Raw genomic sequence first — 18,704 nt, forward strand, 5'->3', positions numbered from 1 at the left:
AGGGACCGCCGACCGGCGGTCCGCAGTGCAGGCGTCGCCACGGAAGTCCCCCGCAGGAACCTCTGCGGGGGACTTCCCCGTTATGGCAAGTGTCACCACGAGGAGAACGATGTACTTCACCGATCGGGGCATTGAGGAGCTCGTCGAGCGTCGTGGCCAGGAGGAGGTCACCATCGGGTGGCTGGCCGAGCGGCTGCGCGAGTTCGTCGACCTGAACCCGGACTTCGAGACTCCGGTGGAACGGCTGGCCACCTGGCTGGCCCGGCTGGACGACGAGGACGATTGAAATAACGCGATATATCTTGACCTCTCGGCCGACGCGACATATCGTGTCATGCACAAGGAGGTCACGAACATGCGGCAGTGGACGATCGAGAAACCAGAGCAGCTCACCTTCGACTCCGTGAGAAAGCTGAACGTGCGCATCGTGGCGGGCAGGCTGGCGGTGCTGGCCGGCGACGGCCCCGCCACGCTTGAGGTCACCGAGGTGGACACCACACCGCTGCTCGTCACCCACGACGACGACGGCACGCTCACCGTCACCTACAAGGACCTGACCTGGGACGGCCTGCTGGGCTGGCTGCGCCCGGGGCGACGCCGGGCGACGCTGACGCTGACCGCGCCCAAGGGCTGCCCGATCAACGTGGGGGTGGTCTCCGCCTCCGCGGTCGTCTCCGGGTTCGAGGACCGCACCTCGGTCAGGGGCGTCTCGGGTGACATCGTGCTCGACGGGGTGAGCGGGGAGATCAACGCCGACACCGTCTCCGGCGACGTGGAGAGTCGCGACCTGGTCGGCGACCTGTCGTTCAAGAGCGTCTCCGGCGAGCTGACCGTGGCACAGGGCACCCCCCGGCGTCTCAGCGTCACCACCGTCTCCGGCCGGATCACCGCCGATCTGGAGCTCCCGCCGACCGGTCATGTGACGCTGAACAGCGTCACCGGCGACATCGTGCTCAGGCTCCCGCACGCCGTGGACGCCGATGTCAAGATCCGCTCCACCTCGGGCAGGCTCGACACCGCCTTCTCCGAACTCCACCACTCCACCCAGACCGGCGCGAGGTCGCTGACCGGCCGGATCGGCGGCGGCATGGCCTCCCTGACGGCGCACACCGTCTCCGCCGATGTCACCCTGCTGAAGGGAGCCCAAGCATGAGCCCGGTTTTCGGTCATGGAAGGCTCCGGCTCTATCTCCTGAAGCTGCTGGAGGAGAGCCCCCGCCACGGTTACGAGGTGATCCGGCTGCTCCAGGATCGCTTCCTCGGTGTCTACTCCCCCTCGCCCGGCACGATCTACCCGCGCCTGGCCCGTCTGGAGGAGGAGGGGCTGGTCACCCACGAGGTCGTGAACGGCAAGAAGGTCTTCACGATCAGCGACCGGGGCCGCGCCGAGCTCAACGACCGCCTCGACGAGCTCGCCGATCTGGAGCAGGAGATCTCCGACTCGGTCCGCGACATCGCCCGCGAGGTCAAGGAGGACGTGCGCGACACCGTGAAGTCGCTGCGCGAGGAGCTCACCCAGATGGCACGTGACGTGCGCCAGGGCTCCAGGTACGAGGAGAAGCAGGCCAAGCACGACCAGCGCAGGGCCTGGCGCGAGCAGAAGACGGAATGGCAGCGCCAGAAGCACGAGTGGAAGGACGACTGGAAGCGGATCTGGGCCGCCGGCTTCACCGGCGAGGGGTCACACGCCGGCGACGCCCGGCTCGGGCAGATGCTGGCCGAGTTCGCCGAGGAGGTCCACAGGGACGCGTCGAACGCGCAGGTCACCGAGGAGACCCTGGCCACCGCGCAGGACGCCCTGTACGACGCGGCCCGCCGCATCCGCGAAGCGCTCCGGTAACCACCCGTCCTCCCCCGCCGACGCGCGCCGGTCCGCGCCCCCGCCACGCGACGCGCGCGGATCGGCGGCACCCGGAGCGGCGACCTTTCCTCAGGCGACGCGCATGGCGTGGGTGAGCCGCTCCTGTGCGCGTGCCGTCCGCCTGGCGTGATAGGCGATCGGCAGATATCTGGCCCGCTCGGGCAGGCGTGGCATCGTCACGGCGACCGCCCTGCCGAGACGGCGCAGCCGCGCCTCGTCCCTGGCGGTCCACGGCAGTTCCAGCTTCCGGCGGACGGCGTCCGGCAGCGTGCCGACCGTGACGAAGTGGTTGAGCCGGCCCGAGGTCAGACCGAGCGGGCGCCACAGTGCCCGCAACGGCCCGCGGAGCAGCGGCGGTGCCCCCACGGTGAGCGTGGTCTCCAGCACGTCGTGCGCCGTCGGATGGTTCTCCAGCGTGTTGTCGACCATGTCGTGGAAGTAGGTCCAGTAGTCGTCGACCGTGGCGGGGAACATCCGCTCGGGGACCCGCAGGATCCGGCCCAGGCGAATGATCTCCTCGTACAGGCGCTGCTCCTCCTGCGGGGTGTACGGCCGCTCGCCGAAGTACCTCGCCATGGTGACGGCGCGCTCGAAGGCGGTCAGGTGCACCCAGGCGTACGGTCCCGCGCTCAGCGCGTGGTAGCTCCTGCCCTGCGCGTCGACACCGCTGATGTCCTTGTGCATCTCACGCAGGCGCTTGCCCTCCTCGATGGCCTGCGGCCCTCCGTACACCCAGGTCTGCAACGAGTTGAGCGAGCGGGTGAGCCGTCCCCACGGGTCGGACCGGTAGACCGACTGCCGGCCGACCGCGGCACCGATCGCCGGGTGCATGACCTGCATGATGAGACCGCCGCCGAGCAGGAACATCAGCCGCTGGTCGCCCATCCCGTCCCAGAGCAGGTCACCGGGGCCGAACGGTTCGGGATCGCGGCGCGCGTGCTCGCCGTCCCCCGCCTCGGGGAGAGCCGGGACGGCGCTGACCACCGGGCCGCCACCCGTGCCGGGACCGCCGTACGCGGAGGAGCCGGCGGGCGCGGAGGAGCCGGCGGGCGAGGCGAGGGGGGCGCGCGCGTCGGGGTCGCGGTGCGCGGTTGAGTCGGTCATTCCGGGCCTCCCGGGCGATACATCGCTCACCCGTGTTCTATCACCCGGGAGGCAGAAAAGTAACCCATTACTTACACAGGGATCGGGAACACATCGGTGCCCGGCCGTGCTCCGCTCCGCCGCGGACCGCGTTCACCCCGGCAGCGTGAAGACGACCTTCCCGAAGAGCTCGCCCTCGTGCATGGCCGCGATGCCCTCGCGGGCCTCGGTCAGCGGGAGGACCCGGTCGATCAGCGGGCGGGTACCCGTCTGCTCCATGAAGCGGGCGAGCCTGCCCAGCTGGTCACGGGTGCCCATGGTGGAGCCGATCACCGAGAGCTGGAGGAAGAAGATGCGGTTCAGCTCGGCCGGCGGGACCACTCCACTGGTCGCGCCTGAGATCACGATCCGTCCACCGGGGCGCAGCGCCTTCAGCGAATGCGCCCAGGTCGCCTGGCCGACGGTCTCCATCACCGCGTCGACCCGCTCGGGCAGCCGGGCACCGTCCTCGAACACCTGGTCGGCGCCCAGCTCCAGGGCCCGCGCCCGCTTCTTCTCCGAGCGGCTGGTCGCCCAGATCCGGTATCCCCCGGCCCGGCCCAGCAGGATCAGCGCGGTGGCCACGCCACCGCCCGCGCCCTGGACCAGCACCGTCGAGCCCGGCTCCAGCCCGGCCTTGTCGAACAGCATGCGGTAGGCGGTCAACCAGGCCGTCGGCAGGCAGGCGGCCTCCTCGAAGCTGAGCGCGGCGGGCTTGGGCACGAGGTTGCGCCTGGGCACGACGACCCGCTCGGCGAAGGTGCCGTCGTACTTCTCCGACAGCAGGGAACGCTTCGGGTCGAGCGTCTCGTCGGCACCGCTACCGATCACCGAGTGCACGATGACCTCGTTACCGTCCTCGTCGTACCCCGCCGCGTCGGTGCCGAGCACCATCGGGAGCTGCTCCGCGCGGATGCCCACGCCTTTCAGGGTGAAAAGGTCGTGGTGGTTGAGCGAGACCGCTCTCACCGTGACGGTGGTCCACCCCTCGGGGACCTGGGGTTCCGGGCGCTCACCGAGGGTGAGACCGGCGAGCGGATTGTCGGGATCGATCTTTGTGGCGGTTACAGCGAACATGGCCGCACCTTACGCTGTCCGCCTGATCACTATTTCAGCGACCGTCCTTTCCACCTGCCGCCGCTCCCCCGAGGCCGCCACGTACACGTCGTCCTGGCAGGTCTCGGCGGAGAAGCGGCGCCGCTGCTCGATCACGGAGAGCTCGATCGCCGCGACGTCGCAGCCGGGCACCGGCGCCAGCACGAGCAGTGTCTCCCTGGCTCCGCCGAACCACAGCTGCGGCCCCACCTGCTCGCCGCGGAAGGTCTCCCCCGCCCCGGCCAGCCGCACCGGAGCCCGGGCGTCGAGCACGAGGTAGCCGCCCCTGGTCACCCTGCCGCGCAGGTTGCGCGCCCAGAGCATGCGCTGCTCGAAGGGCATGCCGTCCTTGAGGTCGCGCAGCGCCACGAACCAGGGGTCGAACGCGAACAGCAGCACCTCCCCCTCGGCGGGGCTCATCGGATGCCAGAGCGTGACCTGCCCGGCCAGCTTCCGGATCATCGGCCTGCCCATCGCCACCCCGGCCGGCCCTCCCGGCGGCACGGTCAGCTGCCGGTACGTGCCGGCCTCCCCGTCGAGCCTGCCCGTCATCGCGGGCCGGACCCCCAGCCTGGCCAGGCCCAGGTCCGCCGGGTAGTCGACCTCCGCCGCCGAGCCGTCGGGGAAGACCACGTTGAGGATCTCCCTGCCGCCCCTGCGACGGGGCCGGGGGTAGAGCACGTTGGAGACCTCCTTGGCGCCGGCCACCGACCGGGTGGGCACCGGCGGCGGGAGCGGCGGGACCGCGCCGGGCTCCCTGCGGGCCAGCAGGACCAGCACCGGCACCACCAGGAGCGCCGCCAGCACCGCGGCACCGATCCAGCGCCGAGGTCCCCGCGTGGGCCTCGCCTCGATGATGTCGTATCGGCCACCGGCCACGTCCTGGGCCGCCTCCCGCGAGAAGGTACGGTGCGACTCCATCTTCGGATCCGGGCGATCTCGATACCAGCACGGATCAGAGTCGATACCCGCCGGGGAGGCCGTCACCAGGTCGCGACGTTCACCGGCCCCTCGGGGGCCAGGCGCACCTCGGCGCCGACCAGTTCCCGCGACTCGGCCTCGACTATCAGGTCGGGCCGGCGGACGTGGGCGTGTGCCCGGCCGCCACCGGGAAGGTCGGCGATCAGGATGCCTCGTTCGGCCGCTCCGTCCCTGCCGTGCGCGACCGTGTATCCGGCGACGGTCGCGGGTCCCTCGTAGGAGTCCGCGATCGGCACCGGTTCCGCGACGTACACCGGCGCGGCGTCGCCCAGGGCGCCGCCGGGCTCGGTGGACCAGACCGCATAGGTGTGCTTGGTCAGGTGCATGCCGACCCCGGTGACCAGCCCGTGGCCCGGCGCGGCCCGCAGGCGCTCGGCCATCGCCGCCGTGGAGTGCAGGACGTAGTCACTGGCCGGACCCCCCGCGTACGGCAGGCCACCCGTGACGGTCAGCCCTCGCGGGTCGAGCGGGTCGAGCCCTCCTGCCGCGCAGGCGGCGCGGAGCGCGATCGCGAAACAGCTGTAGAGGTCCAGCGCGGACATCTCGTCGAGACCGGTCCCCGCCCGCGCGAAGGCCGCCCGCGCCGCGGCCGCCATGGCCGGCGAGGAGCCGAGCACGGGACGGGCCGCCACCTCCCAGGTGTCCTCGGCGTAGGACCATCCTCGCAGGTAGACGCGCCTGTCTCGGGGGATGCCGAGCCGGTCGGCGAGCCCGTCACTGACCAGGATCGCGGCGGCGGCCTGGTCCACCTCCATGACCGCGACGGTGCGCCTGGTGTAGGGCCAGCCGACGATGCGGTTATCCGCGGCCGGGGTGACCAGTTCCGAGGGCTTTCCGACCTCCCGGTACCAGGCGTGCGGATTGGCCGCGGCGATCTCGGTCATCGGGGCCATCATCAGCCCTCGTGCCGCCCGCTCCTCCTCGATGGACTCGCCCGCCGCCGCCCGCCGAGCCGTTTCCATGATCGCGTAGGTGTGGACGGGCAGGAACAGCTCGTGGGCCAGCTCGGCCGGGTGCGGGGGCCGCTCCCAGCCGTAGGGCGGCTTGGGATTCGCCGGATGGCTCCACGCCACGCGCTCCCCCGCCCTGCGCAGGGCCCTGCGTGTGGCCAGCGCCTCGGCTCCGGCGACCAGGGCGGCGTCCAGCTCACCCCTGGCGATCATCGAGGCCGCCTCTCCGAGGAGCAGTTGCGGTGCCGTACCGCTCACCTTGGAGTAGGCCCGGTGGCGGGGAGCGGCGCCGAGCCGCTCGGCGAGCCTGGCCGTCGGGTCGTCGTACTGCCAGGACTCGGTGTAGACGACCTGGATCGAGTCGAGGGCGTTCAGCAGATCTGGGGCCCCGGCGTCGGCGGCGGCCTCACGGGCGACGAGTTCCCACAGATCCAACGGCTCAGGCCCCGGCTGGACGCGGACCGTGTGCTGGGCGACGCCGACAAGGCATGGGGTACGGGGATCTCCACTCATGCCGACATCCAACCAGAACATAATTCGGTTTAATAGGCCGGGGGTGCCGGAGTTACCCGAGAAACCTTCGGTAATCGCTGTTACCAATGGTGCCACAGATGCCCACAGAGGCCCCCAATACCCGCAATGACCTGCGAAAATGCCTATTTGTTAAACCATAACAAATCGCTATTTAAATAACGAGATCGCATCGCCTGGAACCATTCAATGCTTTTTCCCGTCAATTCCTCGCCGAGCGCTCGATTCAGTCAGTAACGTTCCGATCGTTTTCCCGGCGAGGAGAGGTCCCGTCTCCACGCCGAGCACGAAAGGAGCTTCATGAATTCCCGAGCACGGCGCCTCACGATCCCCCTCACCGGCGTTCTCATGATCGCCGGAGTGATCGGCGCCACCACAGGCGCCAACGCCGCTCAAGCCCCCAACGATGTGGTCAGTTCCCCGGCCTCTGAGACGGCCACGGAGGCCACCTCCTTCTGGTCGCCCGAGCGCATGCGCAAGGCCACGGACGCCACCGGCGACCTCGACCTGAGCATCAAGGGCGGCAAGGCCTCCGGTGCCGCGGGCCCCGACGGCCCCGGTGGAGCGGTCCCGCCGATCGGCGAGGAGGGCGCCAAGTCCTCCAAGAGCAGGCACGTCAACCTGCCCAACACCGTCGGCCGCGTCTTCTTCACTCTGCCCGGCGCCAACCCGGCGGACCCGAAGAGCTGGAAGTACTGCTCCGGCAGTTCCGTCCAGGGCAAGTACCGCAACGTGGTCGCCACCTCCGCGCACTGCGTCTACGACGTGAAGACCAACCAGTTCTACGACAACTGGATCTTCATCCCGTCCTACTGGGACGGCGACCAGGCGTGGGACGGCAAGAACCCCTACGGCATCTACGCGGCCAAGTGGTTCAACGCGCACGACGACTTCGTGGTGAAGGAGGACTACGACTACGACTACGCCTTCGTCAACGTCCACTCCGGGTTCAAGGTGAACTGGGAGAAGGACAAGGACGGCAAGTGGCACCCGATCATCAAGAAGGTCGGGCGGCTCGGCGACAACGTCGGCGGTCAGGGCTTCGCCTGGAACCAGAAGATCAAGAACACGGTCTTCGCCTTCGGCTACCCGGCCGGACTGCACCCCGACGGCGACAAGCCCTTCTCCGGCCGCACGATGAAGTGGTGCTACGGCAAGACCGGCGCCATGCCGGCCGCGCCGAAGTACAACGTCCAGGAGCACATCGGCTTCAAGTGCGCCTTCACCGCGGGCGCGAGCGGCGGCCCGTGGCTCTACAAGTACAAGAGCTCCAGCCGGACCGGCTACCTGGTCGGCGTCAACAGCATCGCCTGGGACACCGACAAGAACGACCGGTACGACAAGATCTCCTCGCCGTACTTCAACAGCGACACCTACAAGGTCTACAAGGCCGCGGCCAACCGCTGGACCGACTGACCCGCGCGACGCGCAGCGTCACCAGCAGTTCGTGAGGCCGCGCCGGCGACTGGACTGAGGAGAGCGGGGTCGTGAGGCCGCGCCGGGGACTGGACCGAGGAGAGCGGGGTCGTGAGGAACGAACGGCCCCGCTCGACGAGGGAAGGAGCCGGACAAGAGCGGCCTCACCGCGACGCGTTAGCGTCGCCGGCAACTCGCGAGGAACGAGCGACCTCCCTCGACGAGGGAAGGAGCCGGATCCCAGCGGCCTCACCGCGACGCGCAGCGTCGCCGTATACCTGCGGCCGGCCGGAGGAATGACGAGGGGCCCGGTCTCAGGATCGGGCCCCTCGTCGCGTCGGCGGCCACAGTCCCTCCTCTCCGGAACGTTCCGGAGGCGAGGGACACCCAACGGCCAGTCTCGGCGTTTCCGCAGTTCACACGCTCAAATGAGCCGCACGAGATCTCTCGATCAAGCAAGGAAAGATCAGACGGGTGGAACAGATTTCCGGTTCCATGAATTTGGTAACGAAATCATATCGGTCCAGGCTCTTGCCCGTTTTGTAGCCCTTTACCCCATCTTTGCCGAGTACGGTCACCTCTTGTCTCTTTACGCATGCGTGGATCGCGTCCCGAGTGATCCATGACAAAGAAGGAGCTTCATTGAACCCCCGAGCCAAGCGCCTGATCCTTCCCCTCGGCGGTGCCCTCGCGGCAGCCGCGATGATCGGCGCCTCCCTCCCCGCCACCGCCCAGGCGAGCACCGCCGACCCCGACATCAAGTCGGCGGCGCTCACCCCCTCCGGTAACGCGAAGGCCATCGCGGGCTACTGGACCGCCTCGAAGCTGAAGTCGGCGAAGACCTACCTCTCCGACTCCACCGTCTCGGCGAAGCTGAACAAGACCGGCGCCGCCAGGGCGGCCGCCGACGGCAAGCCCGGCGTCGTCGCCCCCACCGGCGAGGGCGGCAAGTCCGCCGGCAAGTCGCGGAACGTGAACCTCCCGATCACCGTCGGCAAGGTCTTCTTCGTCGATGGCAAGGGACAGGAGCGCTGGTGCTCCGGCAGCGCCGTGCAGTCGAAGTACCGCAACCTGGTCGCCACCGCCGGCCACTGCGTCTACGACACCGACACGAACAAGCCGTTCGACAACTTCGTGTTCATCCCCGGCTACTACCAGGGCAAGGCTCCCTGGGGCATCTACGTCGGCGCCAAGGTCAACACCCACGACGACTTCACGGTCTACGAGGACTACGACTACGACTACGCCTTCGTCAACGTCTACAACGGCATCAAGCAGCAGCCGGAGAAGGAGGTCGACTACAAGACCTTCAAGGCGCACGTCGACAAGGGCGGGGTGGGCCGCGAGGCCGCGCAGACGGTCGACCACAAGACCTACGACGAGTGGACCAAGAAAGGCGGCCTCGGCAAGGTAGAGGGCGTCGACAAGGAGGACCAGGTCGGCCCGCAGTACAAGGGCGCCTTCGGAGTCGCGGTGGAGACCAACAAGTCCACCTGGGACAAGGCCTCCGGCAAGGTCTACGGCCTGCACAACGACAAGGTCACCCTCGGCGGCAGGACCCTGGACCAGGCCGACTGGCCCGCGAACGGTTCCAAGCTTGAGCCCCGCGTCGAGCACCTGACCAAGAACGAGTACGAGGCGTACAAGGGCCCCGGCCACAAGCAGATCGACTCGCGGGGCAATTACACGATCACCCGCTACTACCTGGTGAAGTACATCGCGAAGACCTCGTCCGCGAAGTACACCATCTTCCGGCACTACATCACGTTCGTGACCGACGCCGGTCGCCTCGGTGACAACGTCGGCGGCCAGGGCTTCGCCTGGAACCAGAAGCTGGGCAAGAAGGTCTTCACGTTCGGCTACCCGACCTCGGCCCACCTGGACGGCGACAAGCCGTACTCCGGTCACACCCAGAAGTGGTGCTACGGCACGACCGTCGCCGCACCCGTCGTCGCGGCCTACAAGGCCGAGGAGCACCAGGCGATCAAGTGCGCCTTCACTCCCGGCGCCAGTGGCGGCCCCTTCCTGCTGCAGTACAAGAACAGCAAGCGGACCGGCTACCTCAACGGTGTGGTGAGCCTGACCATCGACAGCGACAAGAACAACCGCTACGACCGCGTCACCACCCCGTACTTCAACGGTGAGACGTACGGCATCTACAAGCACGCGGCCAACCTCTGGACCGGGAAGCTCCCGGCCTAGGACGCAGGCTGTGTGAACCAGGAGGGGCCCGGTACGCACCGGGCCCTTTCCGCAGCTTCACGGAGTGCTTATACACCCTCGGGCACACTGACCAGATAACGGAGCATGAGCGGATCGGTCCAGCGAACTGCCCAAAACCAAGTTGATCTGGAAAAATCACCCCTTGCATCCCTGGTAGCCCTCCGAAACTCCGGCCCTCCGAAAGGAATCCCCCTCATGTCCTCCCGCGTACGGCGGCTCACGGCCACACTCGGGGCGCTGATCGCCGCCTGTGTGACCATGACGTCGGCGTTCGCCGGGAGCGCCGCGGCGGGTCCGCTGAACACGGTGCCCAGCGGCATCACCTCGATCCCGCTGACCAAGAGCGTCGCCGACATGCGGCGGATCGCGGAGTACTGGAGCCCGGCCAGGCTCAAGCAGGCCATGGACAACGGGCCCGCGACACCCGGGGTGCCCGCGACACCCGGGGGGAAATCCGGCACCACCACCTCACCGTCCCCCACCGCCGGAAACACCGCCACCGGAAGCGCCACGGCCGGAAGCGCCACGGCCGCCGCCGCCGGGGAGGCGGGCGGCGCGACGGCCATGACCGAGGAGACCACCACCGCGGCCGGTAGCGGGAAGAGCGCCGCCAAGCCCGGAGGGGCCGCGCCGCTGGTCAGGCCCACCCTCCCGAAGAAGCGGGCTCCGGGTTCCGGCGGCTCCCCGCTGACCGTCGGCAAGGTGTTCTTCCGGATCGGCAACAAGGACTACTGGTGTTCCGCCTCCTCGGTGGCGGCGGCCAACCACAACCTGGTCGCGACCGCCGGACACTGCGCCTACGACGCCAAGACGGGCAGTCAGGCCGAGTACTGGATCTTCATCCCCGGCTACGACAAGGGCAACACCCCGTACGGGATCTACGTCGGCCACTCGCTCAACCTGCACGAGGACTTCGTCGGCAGGGGTGACTACGACTACGACTACGCGTTCGTCACCGTGCACGACGGCTTCAGGTGGAAGGCGGGTAAGACCGCCGGCACCTACGAGATGGAGGGTGTCGGAAGCCTGGAGGACAACGTCGGCGGGCAGGGCCTGGCGACCAACCGGGGCACCGGTCTGTTCACCCTCGCCTTCGGCTACCCCGCCGCCCCACACCCCGACGGCAGCAGGCCCTACGACGGCCAGCGGCTCAAGTCGTGCGACGGGCGCACCGAAAAGGTGCAGGCCCCCGCTCGCCTGGTCGAGCATGGTATCGCCCTGACTTGCGGATTCACCAACGGCGCGAGCGGTGGCCCCTGGCTGATCTCCTACGACAACAGGACCGCGCTCGGTTACCTCAACGGCGTCAACAGCTTCGCGTGGGACACCGACACCGACCGCAGGTACGACAGGATCTCCTCCCCGTACTTCATCGCGGCGACCTACGCCGCCTATCACTGGGCGGCCACCCAGCAGGCGCCCCGAACATAAAGCCGCCTTAAGAGAGGCTTAAGAGAGGCTTAGACGACGTTTGACCCAGCGGTCGCTGCATAGGTTCGTAGCTTGTCGTCCCGCAGTTCCCGGATCCCCGGGAACGTTGCAGCGCAAGGAGCTCGTCTTTTGAAGCACTCTCTTCTTCCCCTCGGTGGCGCCGCAGCCGCCACCGCCCTGCTGGCCACCACCCTGGTCGGTCCCCTGGCGGGCACCGCCCAGGCCGCCCCCGACTGGGCGACCGACCCGATGGCCAGGAACAACTCCTCGGCGGTCTCGGTCATCAACTTCTGGGCAGCCTCGAACTTCGCCGCCCTCAAGAGGGCGACCGTCTACAACGCGGACCCCGGTGCCCCGAAGATGAAGGTCGGCGGCGGTTTCTCCCCCGACGGCAGGCCCGGCAGCGTCGGCCCGACCGGCTCCCAGAAGCCCACTCCGTCGCTCGCCAAGAACGTCAACCTGCCCAAGACCATCGGCAAGGTGTTCTTCGTCGTCAACGGGCAGTACCGGTGGTGCTCGGCCACCTCGATCCAGGGCAAGTACCGCAACCTGGTCGCCACCGCCGGCCACTGCGTCTACGACCCCGGCAGCAACAGCGACACCCTCGACAAGTGGGTCTTCGTCCCCGGCTATTACCAGGGCAAGACCCCGTGGGGCATCTACGTCGGCAAGTCGGCGTGGACGCACTACGACTTCGCCAACTACGAGGACTACGACAAGGACTACGCCTTCGTCACCGTCTACAACGGAGTCGCCTTCAACGGCGTCAAGCAGGTCACCAAGGCCGAGTACGCGGGGTTCAGCGGTCCCAAGTGGTCGCGCGGCTCGCGCTACTACATCCTGCTCTCCAAGGATGTCGGCCGCCTGGGTGACAACGTCGGCGGCCAGGGCTTCACCTGGAACCAGAAGACCGGCAAGCCCGTCTATGTCTTCGGCTACCCCGCCGCCCCGCACCCCGACGGCGACAGGCCCTACAGCGGCGTGACCCCCAAGTACCTGTACGGCAAGACGTCGGGCAAGGAGTACGTCTCCGCGGCGGAGAAGGTCGAGGAGCACGTCGGCCTCAAGGGCGCCTTCACCCCCGGCGCCGACGGTGGCCCCTGGCTGACGCAGTACAGCAGCGCCAGGCGGCTCGGCTACCTCAACGGTGTCACCAGCCTCTTCGGCGACCAGGACCAGAACGACCGCTACGACCTGATCACCTCGCCGTACTTCGACGGTGAGACCGCCGAGATCTACCGCAAGGCCGCCAACGTATGGTCCGGCAGGATCGTCGGCCCGAACGGCGAGCTCTACAAGTAGCTCACACACCTTCGAAGTTCCTGAACCACCAGCGGGACCCGGCGCCACGCGCCGGGTCCCGCACCCGTTTCCGGGGCGGGAAGGGCCCGGTTCGGGGAGCCGGAAGCCGGGCCGCGAGGTGGCGCGAAAGCCGGATCGGCCCCTGAGGGGAGCGTTAGACGTGCCCGCGACGGAATCGGTGCCATCAACTTGATGTGATCTGCATCACATAGTGATGATTGCTCACAGTAAGCGGGAACTCACGCCACATCTGCCACTTTCATCCCAACATCATGTCTAGCTGCGCAAACACCTTGAGCAAGTTTTGGTTACAGCGTCGACAACAGAGCCACTTAAACATCACGAAATGGTCTCGGCACTCCAGACCCGCCTCTTCCCTCTCAAAGCGGCTTCCGGTGTTCAAGATCGGCGCTGTATGTTTCTGGCATTCCCTTTACTGACGCATGGGACGCAAGAAGCGTTCCACATCAGACCAAGGAGTTCCCTTGAAGCGCATCCTCCTCCCCGCCGGTGGCGCCGTTCTGGCCACCGGTCTGCTGGCCGCTGGTCTGGCCGGTACCGCCAACGCCGTTCCGGACTGGGCCTCCGACACCATGGCCAAGGACGCTCCGGCCGCGGTCGAGGTCGCCGAGTACTGGACCAAGTTCAACAACCACACCAACAACCTCGCCAAGGCGACTCCCTACACCTGGGAGACCAAGGCCACGGCGAAGCTGAGCGCGAGCGGCGGCTACACCCCCGACGGCAAGCCGGGCATCGTCGCCCCGATCGGCGAAGAGAAGAAGACGGCCGCCAAGGTCAAGAACATCAACCTGCCCAAGACCATCGGCAAGGTGTTCTTCGTTGACGCCAGCGGCGACCTGAAGTGGTGCTCGGCCACCTCGATCCAGGGCAAGTACCGCAACCTGGTCGCGACCGCCGGCCACTGCGTCTACGACGACAGCAAGAACGCCAGCGTCATGGACAAGTGGGTCTTCGTCCCCGGCTACTACCAGGGCAAGACCCCGTACGGCATCTACGTCGGTAAGACCGCCTTCACCCACTACGACTACTCCGTCTACAACGACCGCGACCGCGACTACGCGTTCGTGACCGTGTACAACGGCATCCAGGTGGGTGGCGGCACCGCCAAGCAGGTTTCCAAGGCCGACTACGACAAGTTCGAAGGCGCCAAGGAAGTCCGCCCGACCGAGATCAGCAAGGCCGAGTACGACAAGGAAGTCCTCAACCTGGGCGCTGTCTGGGCCGAGGGCGAGGACAACGCTCCTCAGGTCTCCGGTCCGGACTACCCCGGCGCCGTGCTTGAGCGCGTCGAGGTCACCGAGGGCTTCTACAAGGCCGCCAAGACCGGCCCCGGCAACGGCAACAAGCTGGGCGAGCCCGAGATCGAGCAGCTGACCTACGCTGACGCTCTCAAGTACCTCGAGAACAAGAAGAAGGAGCCGCTGAAGTTCCCCGGCACGGTCAACGCTGACGACAAGACCAACGTCTTCGTCACGCACTACTACGTGCAGAAGTGGACCAAGCCGGGCACTTCCAAGAAGTACTTCAAGGCTAACTTCTTCGTCTTCGAGGGCTACATCAAGGACGTCGGTCGCCTCGGTGACAACGTCGGTGGCCAGGGCTTCACCTGGAACCAGAAGCCGCAGCAGACGGTGTTCGTGTTCGGCTACCCGGCCGACGCGCACCCCGACGGCAACAAGGCCTACACCGGCGTTACGCCGAAGTGGACCTACGGCAAGACCTCCGGCAAGACCTACGTGTCGGCCGCTCACAAGGTCGAGGAGCACATCGGCCTGAAGAGCTCCTTCACCCCCGGCGCCGACGGTGGCCCCTGGCTCGCCAAGTACAGCAACGCCAAGCGTCTCGGCTACGTCAACGGTGTCACCAGCCTCTTCGGTGACCAGGACAACAACGGCCGCTACGACCTGATCACCTCGCCGTACTTCGACGGTGAGACCCAGGTGGTCTACAGCAAGGCCGCCAACGTCTGGTCCGGCTCGATCGTCAAGTAGTAGTAGCTTCCTGACGATCACCCGAGCCTGAGCGTCCAAACCTCCGGCTCACCTGTTCCACCAGCTTCACCCGAAGGGGTCCGGCACCAGCCGGACCCCTTCGGCCATTCCCACCGGATTCTCACCGGTGAGGGCTCCTCGCCCCGTTTTCCCCCGCGAGGTGAAGGCCCCGGCCTCCGCCGCAGGGCCGTGAGAGCGAGTCCTGGCGGCAGCGCCGCTCCCTTTCCAAGGCCGGGCAGGCCGACAGCATGCGTGATCCGCTCGTACCCGCGTACCGGCTCTGTGAGCACAGGTACTTTTCGTAACGCGACGCGCGACGGATACCTGCGTCCCTGGAGACCAGGAACGCCCCCCGCCGGTCGGGCGAGGGGCGTTCGGTCGTGTGCCTGGTGGGCGTGATCGTACTTCGGCCGGATGGCGAGTTCGCCTGCCGTGCCGCCTGGGCTGTCGCGATCTAGAGACGGGCGACCCCGTCGGCACGGGCCTGCTCGGAGACGGCGGCGACGACCGCCGGGGCGACGCGCTCGTCGAACGGGCTGGGGATCACGTAGTCGGCCGACAGATCGTCGTCCCCGACCACCCCGGCCAGCGCCTCGGCGGCGGCGACCTTCATGTTCTCGGTGATCGTGGTGGCGCGGACGTCGAGCGCCCCGCGGAAGACGCCGGGGAAGGCCAGCACGTTGTTGATCTGGTTGGGGAAGTCGGAACGGCCGGTCGCGACCACCTGCGCGTACTTGCGCGCGACCTCCGGCCGCACCTCGGGCGTCGGGTTGGACAGCGCGAAGACGATCGAACCGGAGGCCATCGACGCGATGGCCTCCTCCGAGACCGTCGAGCCGGACAGCCCGATGAACACGTCGGCCCCGGCCAGCGCCTGCTCGGTGGAACCGTGCAGGCCCGCCCTGTTGCTGTCGCGCGCCAGGGCCTCCTTCACCGGGTTGAGCCCGTCGCGGCCCTGGTGGATGACGCCCTTGGAGTCGGCCACCGCGATGTCACCGATGCCCGCGTTGAGCAGGATCCGGCTGACCGCGATCCCGGAGGCACCGGCACCGGCGACCACGGCCCGCAGATCGCCCAGCGAGCGACCGGTCAGCCGCGCCGCGTTCTTCAGCGCGGCCAGCGCGACGATCGCGGTGCCGTGCTGGTCGTCGTGGAAGACGGGGATGTCGAGGATCTCGCGGAGACGCGCCTCGACCTCGAAACAGCGGGGGGCGCTGATGTCCTCAAGGTTGATCCCCCCGAAGGAGGGGGCGAGCCGGACGACCGTCTCGACCAGTTCGTCCACGTCGGTGCAGTCCAGGCAGATGGGCACCGCGTCGACATTCGCGAACTGCTTGAACAGCAGGGCCTTGCCTTCCATGACCGGCATGGCGGCGGCAGGCCCGATGTCTCCGAGACCGAGCACCGCGGTGCCGTCGGAGACGACGGCGACCACGTTGGAGATCCAGGTGTAGTCCTTGGCGAGCTCGGGCTTCTCGGCGATCGCGCTGCAGACTCTGGCCACGCCAGGTGTGTAGGCGAGTGCCAGGTCGTCGGCGTTGCGGACCGGAACCGTGGAGCGGACCTCCAGCTTGCCCCCGCGGTGCAGGGCGAAGGCCGGATCCAGATCCAGGGCTTCGAGAGCTTCGAGAGAGATGGAAGATGGCATGGTGGCCACAGCGACCCCTGTAGTTCAGTCAGGCAGACGGATAGTTCCTTCTGAGACGGCCGCGGGAAGCCTGTCCCCGGCTTCTGTAGCCGCTCGGGGCCTACTTCACTGAGCACGGTCGCCTGGAGGGTTCGGGGGTCACCCGTCGCTCGATTGTGCCACATGTTGAGACTGTCACCACGGGCGGGTACCTCATACTTTCGTCGTCCCGGTGTTAACCTCACCACACCGTGTAATACTCGAAGTCCATGCCACCTCTTACATTGACGGATCCCCAGATGGACCTGACCTCCTACGCGGAGCTGGCCGTACTACTGATCAACAGCCCCGACCGGCTGACCGGTCTCGAAGGGCTGCGCGCGCTCCTGGAAGAGGGCGGTCGCTACCGGCCCGGCTGCCGCATCACCAGAAGCGACCTGGAAGCCCTGCGCGACCTGCGCGAAGAGCTGATGGTCGTGTTCGAGACCGCCGAGGCGGGCGACGAGGAGGCGGTGGTCGACCGGCTCAACTCGCTGCTGATCCACCACCCGGTCCAGCCACAGATCTCCGGGCACGACGGCGAGCGCTGGCATCTGCACCTCACCGAGGGGGGCCGGATGGCCGACCAGTACGCCGTGGGAGCGGTGATGGGGCTCGCCACCATGATCACCGATCTCGGCGTCGATCGGCTCGGCCTCTGCCAGGCGCCGCCCTGCCGCAGGGCCTACCTCGACACCTCCTCCAACCGATCGCGCCGGTACTGCTCGGAGCGGTGCGCCAGCCGTGCCAACGTCGCCGCCTACCGGGCCCGCCAGAAGGTCGGCCAGTAGCGCAGCACCACCCGGCCGACGATCGACGACGGAGGCAGCGCACCGAAGTCCCAGCTGTCGCGCCTGCCGGGGGCGCGCTGGTTGTCGCTCTCCAGCCACCAGCCGCCGTCCGCCTCCCAGACCGCGCGTTTGACGATGAGCACGGCGGGGTCGGAGGGCAGCCGGGCGACGACCAGATCCCCGGGCCTCACCACCGCTCCGCGCCGTACCCAGAGCCAGTCACCGGACCGCAGCGCGGGCAGCATCGAGTCCCCCGCGACACGTACTCTCATCGAGCGTAACCCCCTCCCACACGGGCATTCGGAGACGAGTAAGGTCGTTAACCGGACCATTCTGAACATGGCATCAAGGAAGGATTTCCGATGCTCGCACGACTTCTGCGCCCCAGGCACATCGCGTCGGCGCACTGCGACCTGCCCTGCGGCGTGTACGACCCGGCCCAGGCCCGCATTGAGGCCGAGTCCGTCAAGGCCATCATGGAGAAGTACGCCGGAAACGAGGACCCGGTGTTCCGCTCCCGTGCGCTCTCCATCAAGGAGGAGCGGGCCGAGCTGGTCAAGCACCACCTGTGGGTGCTGTGGACCGACTACTTCAAGCCCCCGCACCTGGAGACCTACCCGCAGCTGCACCAGCTGTTCTGGGAGGCCACCAAGCTCGCGGGCGCGGCTGGCGGCAAGGGCACCGTCGACGTCGCCAAGGCCGACGAGCTGCTGGGCAAGATCGACGAGATCTCCAAGATCTTCTGGGAGACCAAGGCCGCCTAAAATCCTCACGACCAACCCGTGAGGAAGCGCCGACGACTGAACCGAGGAGAACGGGGCCGTGAGGCCGCGCCGGGGACTGGACTGAGGAGAGCGGGGTCGTGAGGAACGATCGGCCCCGCTCGACGAGGGAAGGAGCCGGGTCCCAGCGGCCTCACCGCGACGCGCCGGCATCGCCGGCAACTCGCGAGGAAGCGCCGGCAATCCGGATCAAGGAGTTCCCGGACACCCCTTGATCCGGACCGGAGAGCCCCAGGAACCTCCGCGCAGACGTGCCGTCAACCCGCCCGAGCAGCATCCCTGGGACGTGCCCCATGCCCTCCCCTGAGGGACTACCCGTGAGGCCGCGCCGGGGACTGGACTGAGGAGAGGGAGGTTGTGAGGAACGAGCGACCTTCCTCGACGAGGGAAGGAGCCGGGTAAGAGCGGCCGAACCGCGACGCGCCAGCGTCGCAGTCAGCACAGGGCCGAACCGCGACGCGCCAGCGTCGCAGTCAGCACAGGGCCGAACCGCGACGCGCCAGCGTCGCAGTCAGCACAGGGCCGAACCGCGACGCGCC

The 18,704-nt window shown here is 67.9% G+C and carries 16 protein-coding genes; 10 read left to right on the forward strand and 6 right to left on the reverse strand.

Translation table 11 applies throughout. From position 1 onward, the window contains the following. Window positions 1-109 precede the first annotated feature (109 nt). From ABT130_RS26205 to ABT130_RS26215, 3 genes are all read left to right on the forward strand, one after another. Window positions 110-286 (forward strand): DUF6104 family protein, encoded by a 177-nt coding sequence (locus tag ABT130_RS26205; protein ID WP_169750152.1) that lies wholly within the window; start codon window positions 110-112, stop codon window positions 284-286. A 69-nt stretch (window positions 287-355) separates the two neighbouring features. Next, on the forward strand, window positions 356-1,153 hold the full coding sequence (locus ABT130_RS26210) for a DUF4097 family beta strand repeat-containing protein (RefSeq protein ID WP_350959546.1): 798 nt from the start codon (window positions 356-358) through the stop codon (window positions 1,151-1,153). Then, window positions 1,150-1,839, forward strand: a complete 690-nt coding sequence (locus tag ABT130_RS26215; protein WP_350914319.1) for a PadR family transcriptional regulator — start codon at window positions 1,150-1,152, stop codon at window positions 1,837-1,839. Before ABT130_RS26210 ends, ABT130_RS26215 begins: the two co-directional genes overlap by 4 nt. Window positions 1,840-1,929: 90 nt before the next feature. Here the strand turns inward: ABT130_RS26215 and ABT130_RS26220 are convergent, their stop codons facing one another. The 4 genes from ABT130_RS26220 to ABT130_RS26235 all read right to left on the reverse strand — a co-directional run bounded on the left by ABT130_RS26220 (window position 1,930) and on the right by ABT130_RS26235 (window position 6,521). Beyond that, complete coding sequence (locus ABT130_RS26220) at window positions 1,930-2,964, reverse strand: oxygenase MpaB family protein (protein WP_350959549.1); 1,035 nt, start codon at window positions 2,962-2,964, stop codon at window positions 1,930-1,932. 132 nt (window positions 2,965-3,096) lie between these two features. Further along, the gene (locus ABT130_RS26225; protein ID WP_350914313.1) at window positions 3,097-4,059 is read right to left on the reverse strand and encodes a zinc-binding dehydrogenase; all 963 of its coding nucleotides are present in this window, start codon (window positions 4,057-4,059) and stop codon (window positions 3,097-3,099) included. Between the two features lie 9 nt (window positions 4,060-4,068). Next, window positions 4,069-4,998 carry a hypothetical protein gene (locus ABT130_RS26230; RefSeq protein ID WP_350959552.1) on the reverse strand — a complete coding sequence of 310 codons (930 nt, stop codon included), beginning with the start codon at window positions 4,996-4,998 and terminating at the stop codon, window positions 4,069-4,071. A 62-nt stretch (window positions 4,999-5,060) separates the two neighbouring features. Next, window positions 5,061-6,521 carry a TLP1 C-terminal extension domain-containing protein gene (locus ABT130_RS26235; protein WP_350959555.1) on the reverse strand — a complete coding sequence of 487 codons (1,461 nt, stop codon included), beginning with the start codon at window positions 6,519-6,521 and terminating at the stop codon, window positions 5,061-5,063. A gap of 318 nt (window positions 6,522-6,839) precedes the next feature. On the opposite strand from ABT130_RS26235, the gene ABT130_RS26240 reads away from it, so the two are divergent. The 5 genes from ABT130_RS26240 to ABT130_RS26260 all read left to right on the forward strand — a co-directional run bounded on the left by ABT130_RS26240 (window position 6,840) and on the right by ABT130_RS26260 (window position 14,926). Continuing rightward, window positions 6,840-7,955 carry a trypsin-like serine peptidase gene (locus ABT130_RS26240; RefSeq protein ID WP_350959558.1) on the forward strand — a complete coding sequence of 372 codons (1,116 nt, stop codon included), beginning with the start codon at window positions 6,840-6,842 and terminating at the stop codon, window positions 7,953-7,955. Window positions 7,956-8,597: 642 nt separating this feature from the next. Next, a complete protein-coding gene (locus tag ABT130_RS26245; protein ID WP_350959560.1) occupies window positions 8,598-10,157 on the forward strand; it encodes a trypsin-like serine peptidase in 1,560 nt (519 codons plus the stop codon). 216 nt (window positions 10,158-10,373) lie between these two features. Beyond that, window positions 10,374-11,609 carry a trypsin-like serine peptidase gene (locus tag ABT130_RS26250; protein ID WP_350959562.1) on the forward strand — a complete coding sequence of 412 codons (1,236 nt, stop codon included), beginning with the start codon at window positions 10,374-10,376 and terminating at the stop codon, window positions 11,607-11,609. A 129-nt stretch (window positions 11,610-11,738) separates the two neighbouring features. Continuing rightward, on the forward strand, window positions 11,739-12,911 hold the full coding sequence (locus tag ABT130_RS26255; protein ID WP_350959564.1) for a trypsin-like serine peptidase: 1,173 nt from the start codon (window positions 11,739-11,741) through the stop codon (window positions 12,909-12,911). Window positions 12,912-13,396: 485 nt separating this feature from the next. After that, entirely contained in the window at window positions 13,397-14,926 is a 1,530-nt protein-coding gene (locus ABT130_RS26260) for a trypsin-like serine peptidase (RefSeq protein ID WP_350959567.1), read from the forward strand. Window positions 14,927-15,380: 454 nt separating this feature from the next. Here the strand turns inward: ABT130_RS26260 and ABT130_RS26265 are convergent, their stop codons facing one another. Then, window positions 15,381-16,574: an NAD(P)-dependent malic enzyme gene (locus ABT130_RS26265; protein WP_350914290.1), complete on the reverse strand. Its 1,194-nt coding sequence runs from the start codon at window positions 16,572-16,574 to the stop codon at window positions 15,381-15,383. 278 nt (window positions 16,575-16,852) lie between these two features. On the opposite strand from ABT130_RS26265, the gene ABT130_RS26270 reads away from it, so the two are divergent. Next, complete coding sequence (locus ABT130_RS26270) at window positions 16,853-17,383, forward strand: CGNR zinc finger domain-containing protein (RefSeq protein WP_030924825.1); 531 nt, start codon at window positions 16,853-16,855, stop codon at window positions 17,381-17,383. Here the strand turns inward: ABT130_RS26270 and ABT130_RS26275 are convergent. Then, window positions 17,353-17,655 (reverse strand): S24 family peptidase, encoded by a 303-nt coding sequence (locus ABT130_RS26275; RefSeq protein WP_030924827.1) that lies wholly within the window; start codon window positions 17,653-17,655, stop codon window positions 17,353-17,355. The genes ABT130_RS26270 and ABT130_RS26275 overlap by 31 nt on opposite strands. A 90-nt stretch (window positions 17,656-17,745) precedes the next feature. Here ABT130_RS26275 and sodN point away from each other — a divergent pair, with 90 nt between their 5' ends. Further along, entirely contained in the window at window positions 17,746-18,147 is a 402-nt protein-coding gene (gene sodN / locus ABT130_RS26280) for a superoxide dismutase, Ni (RefSeq protein ID WP_350914286.1), read from the forward strand. Window positions 18,148-18,704: the final 557 nt, after the last annotated feature.

It is taken from the genome of Streptosporangium sp. NPDC001681, assembly GCF_040298085.1.
GTDB lineage: Bacteria > Actinomycetota > Actinomycetes > Streptosporangiales > Streptosporangiaceae > Streptosporangium.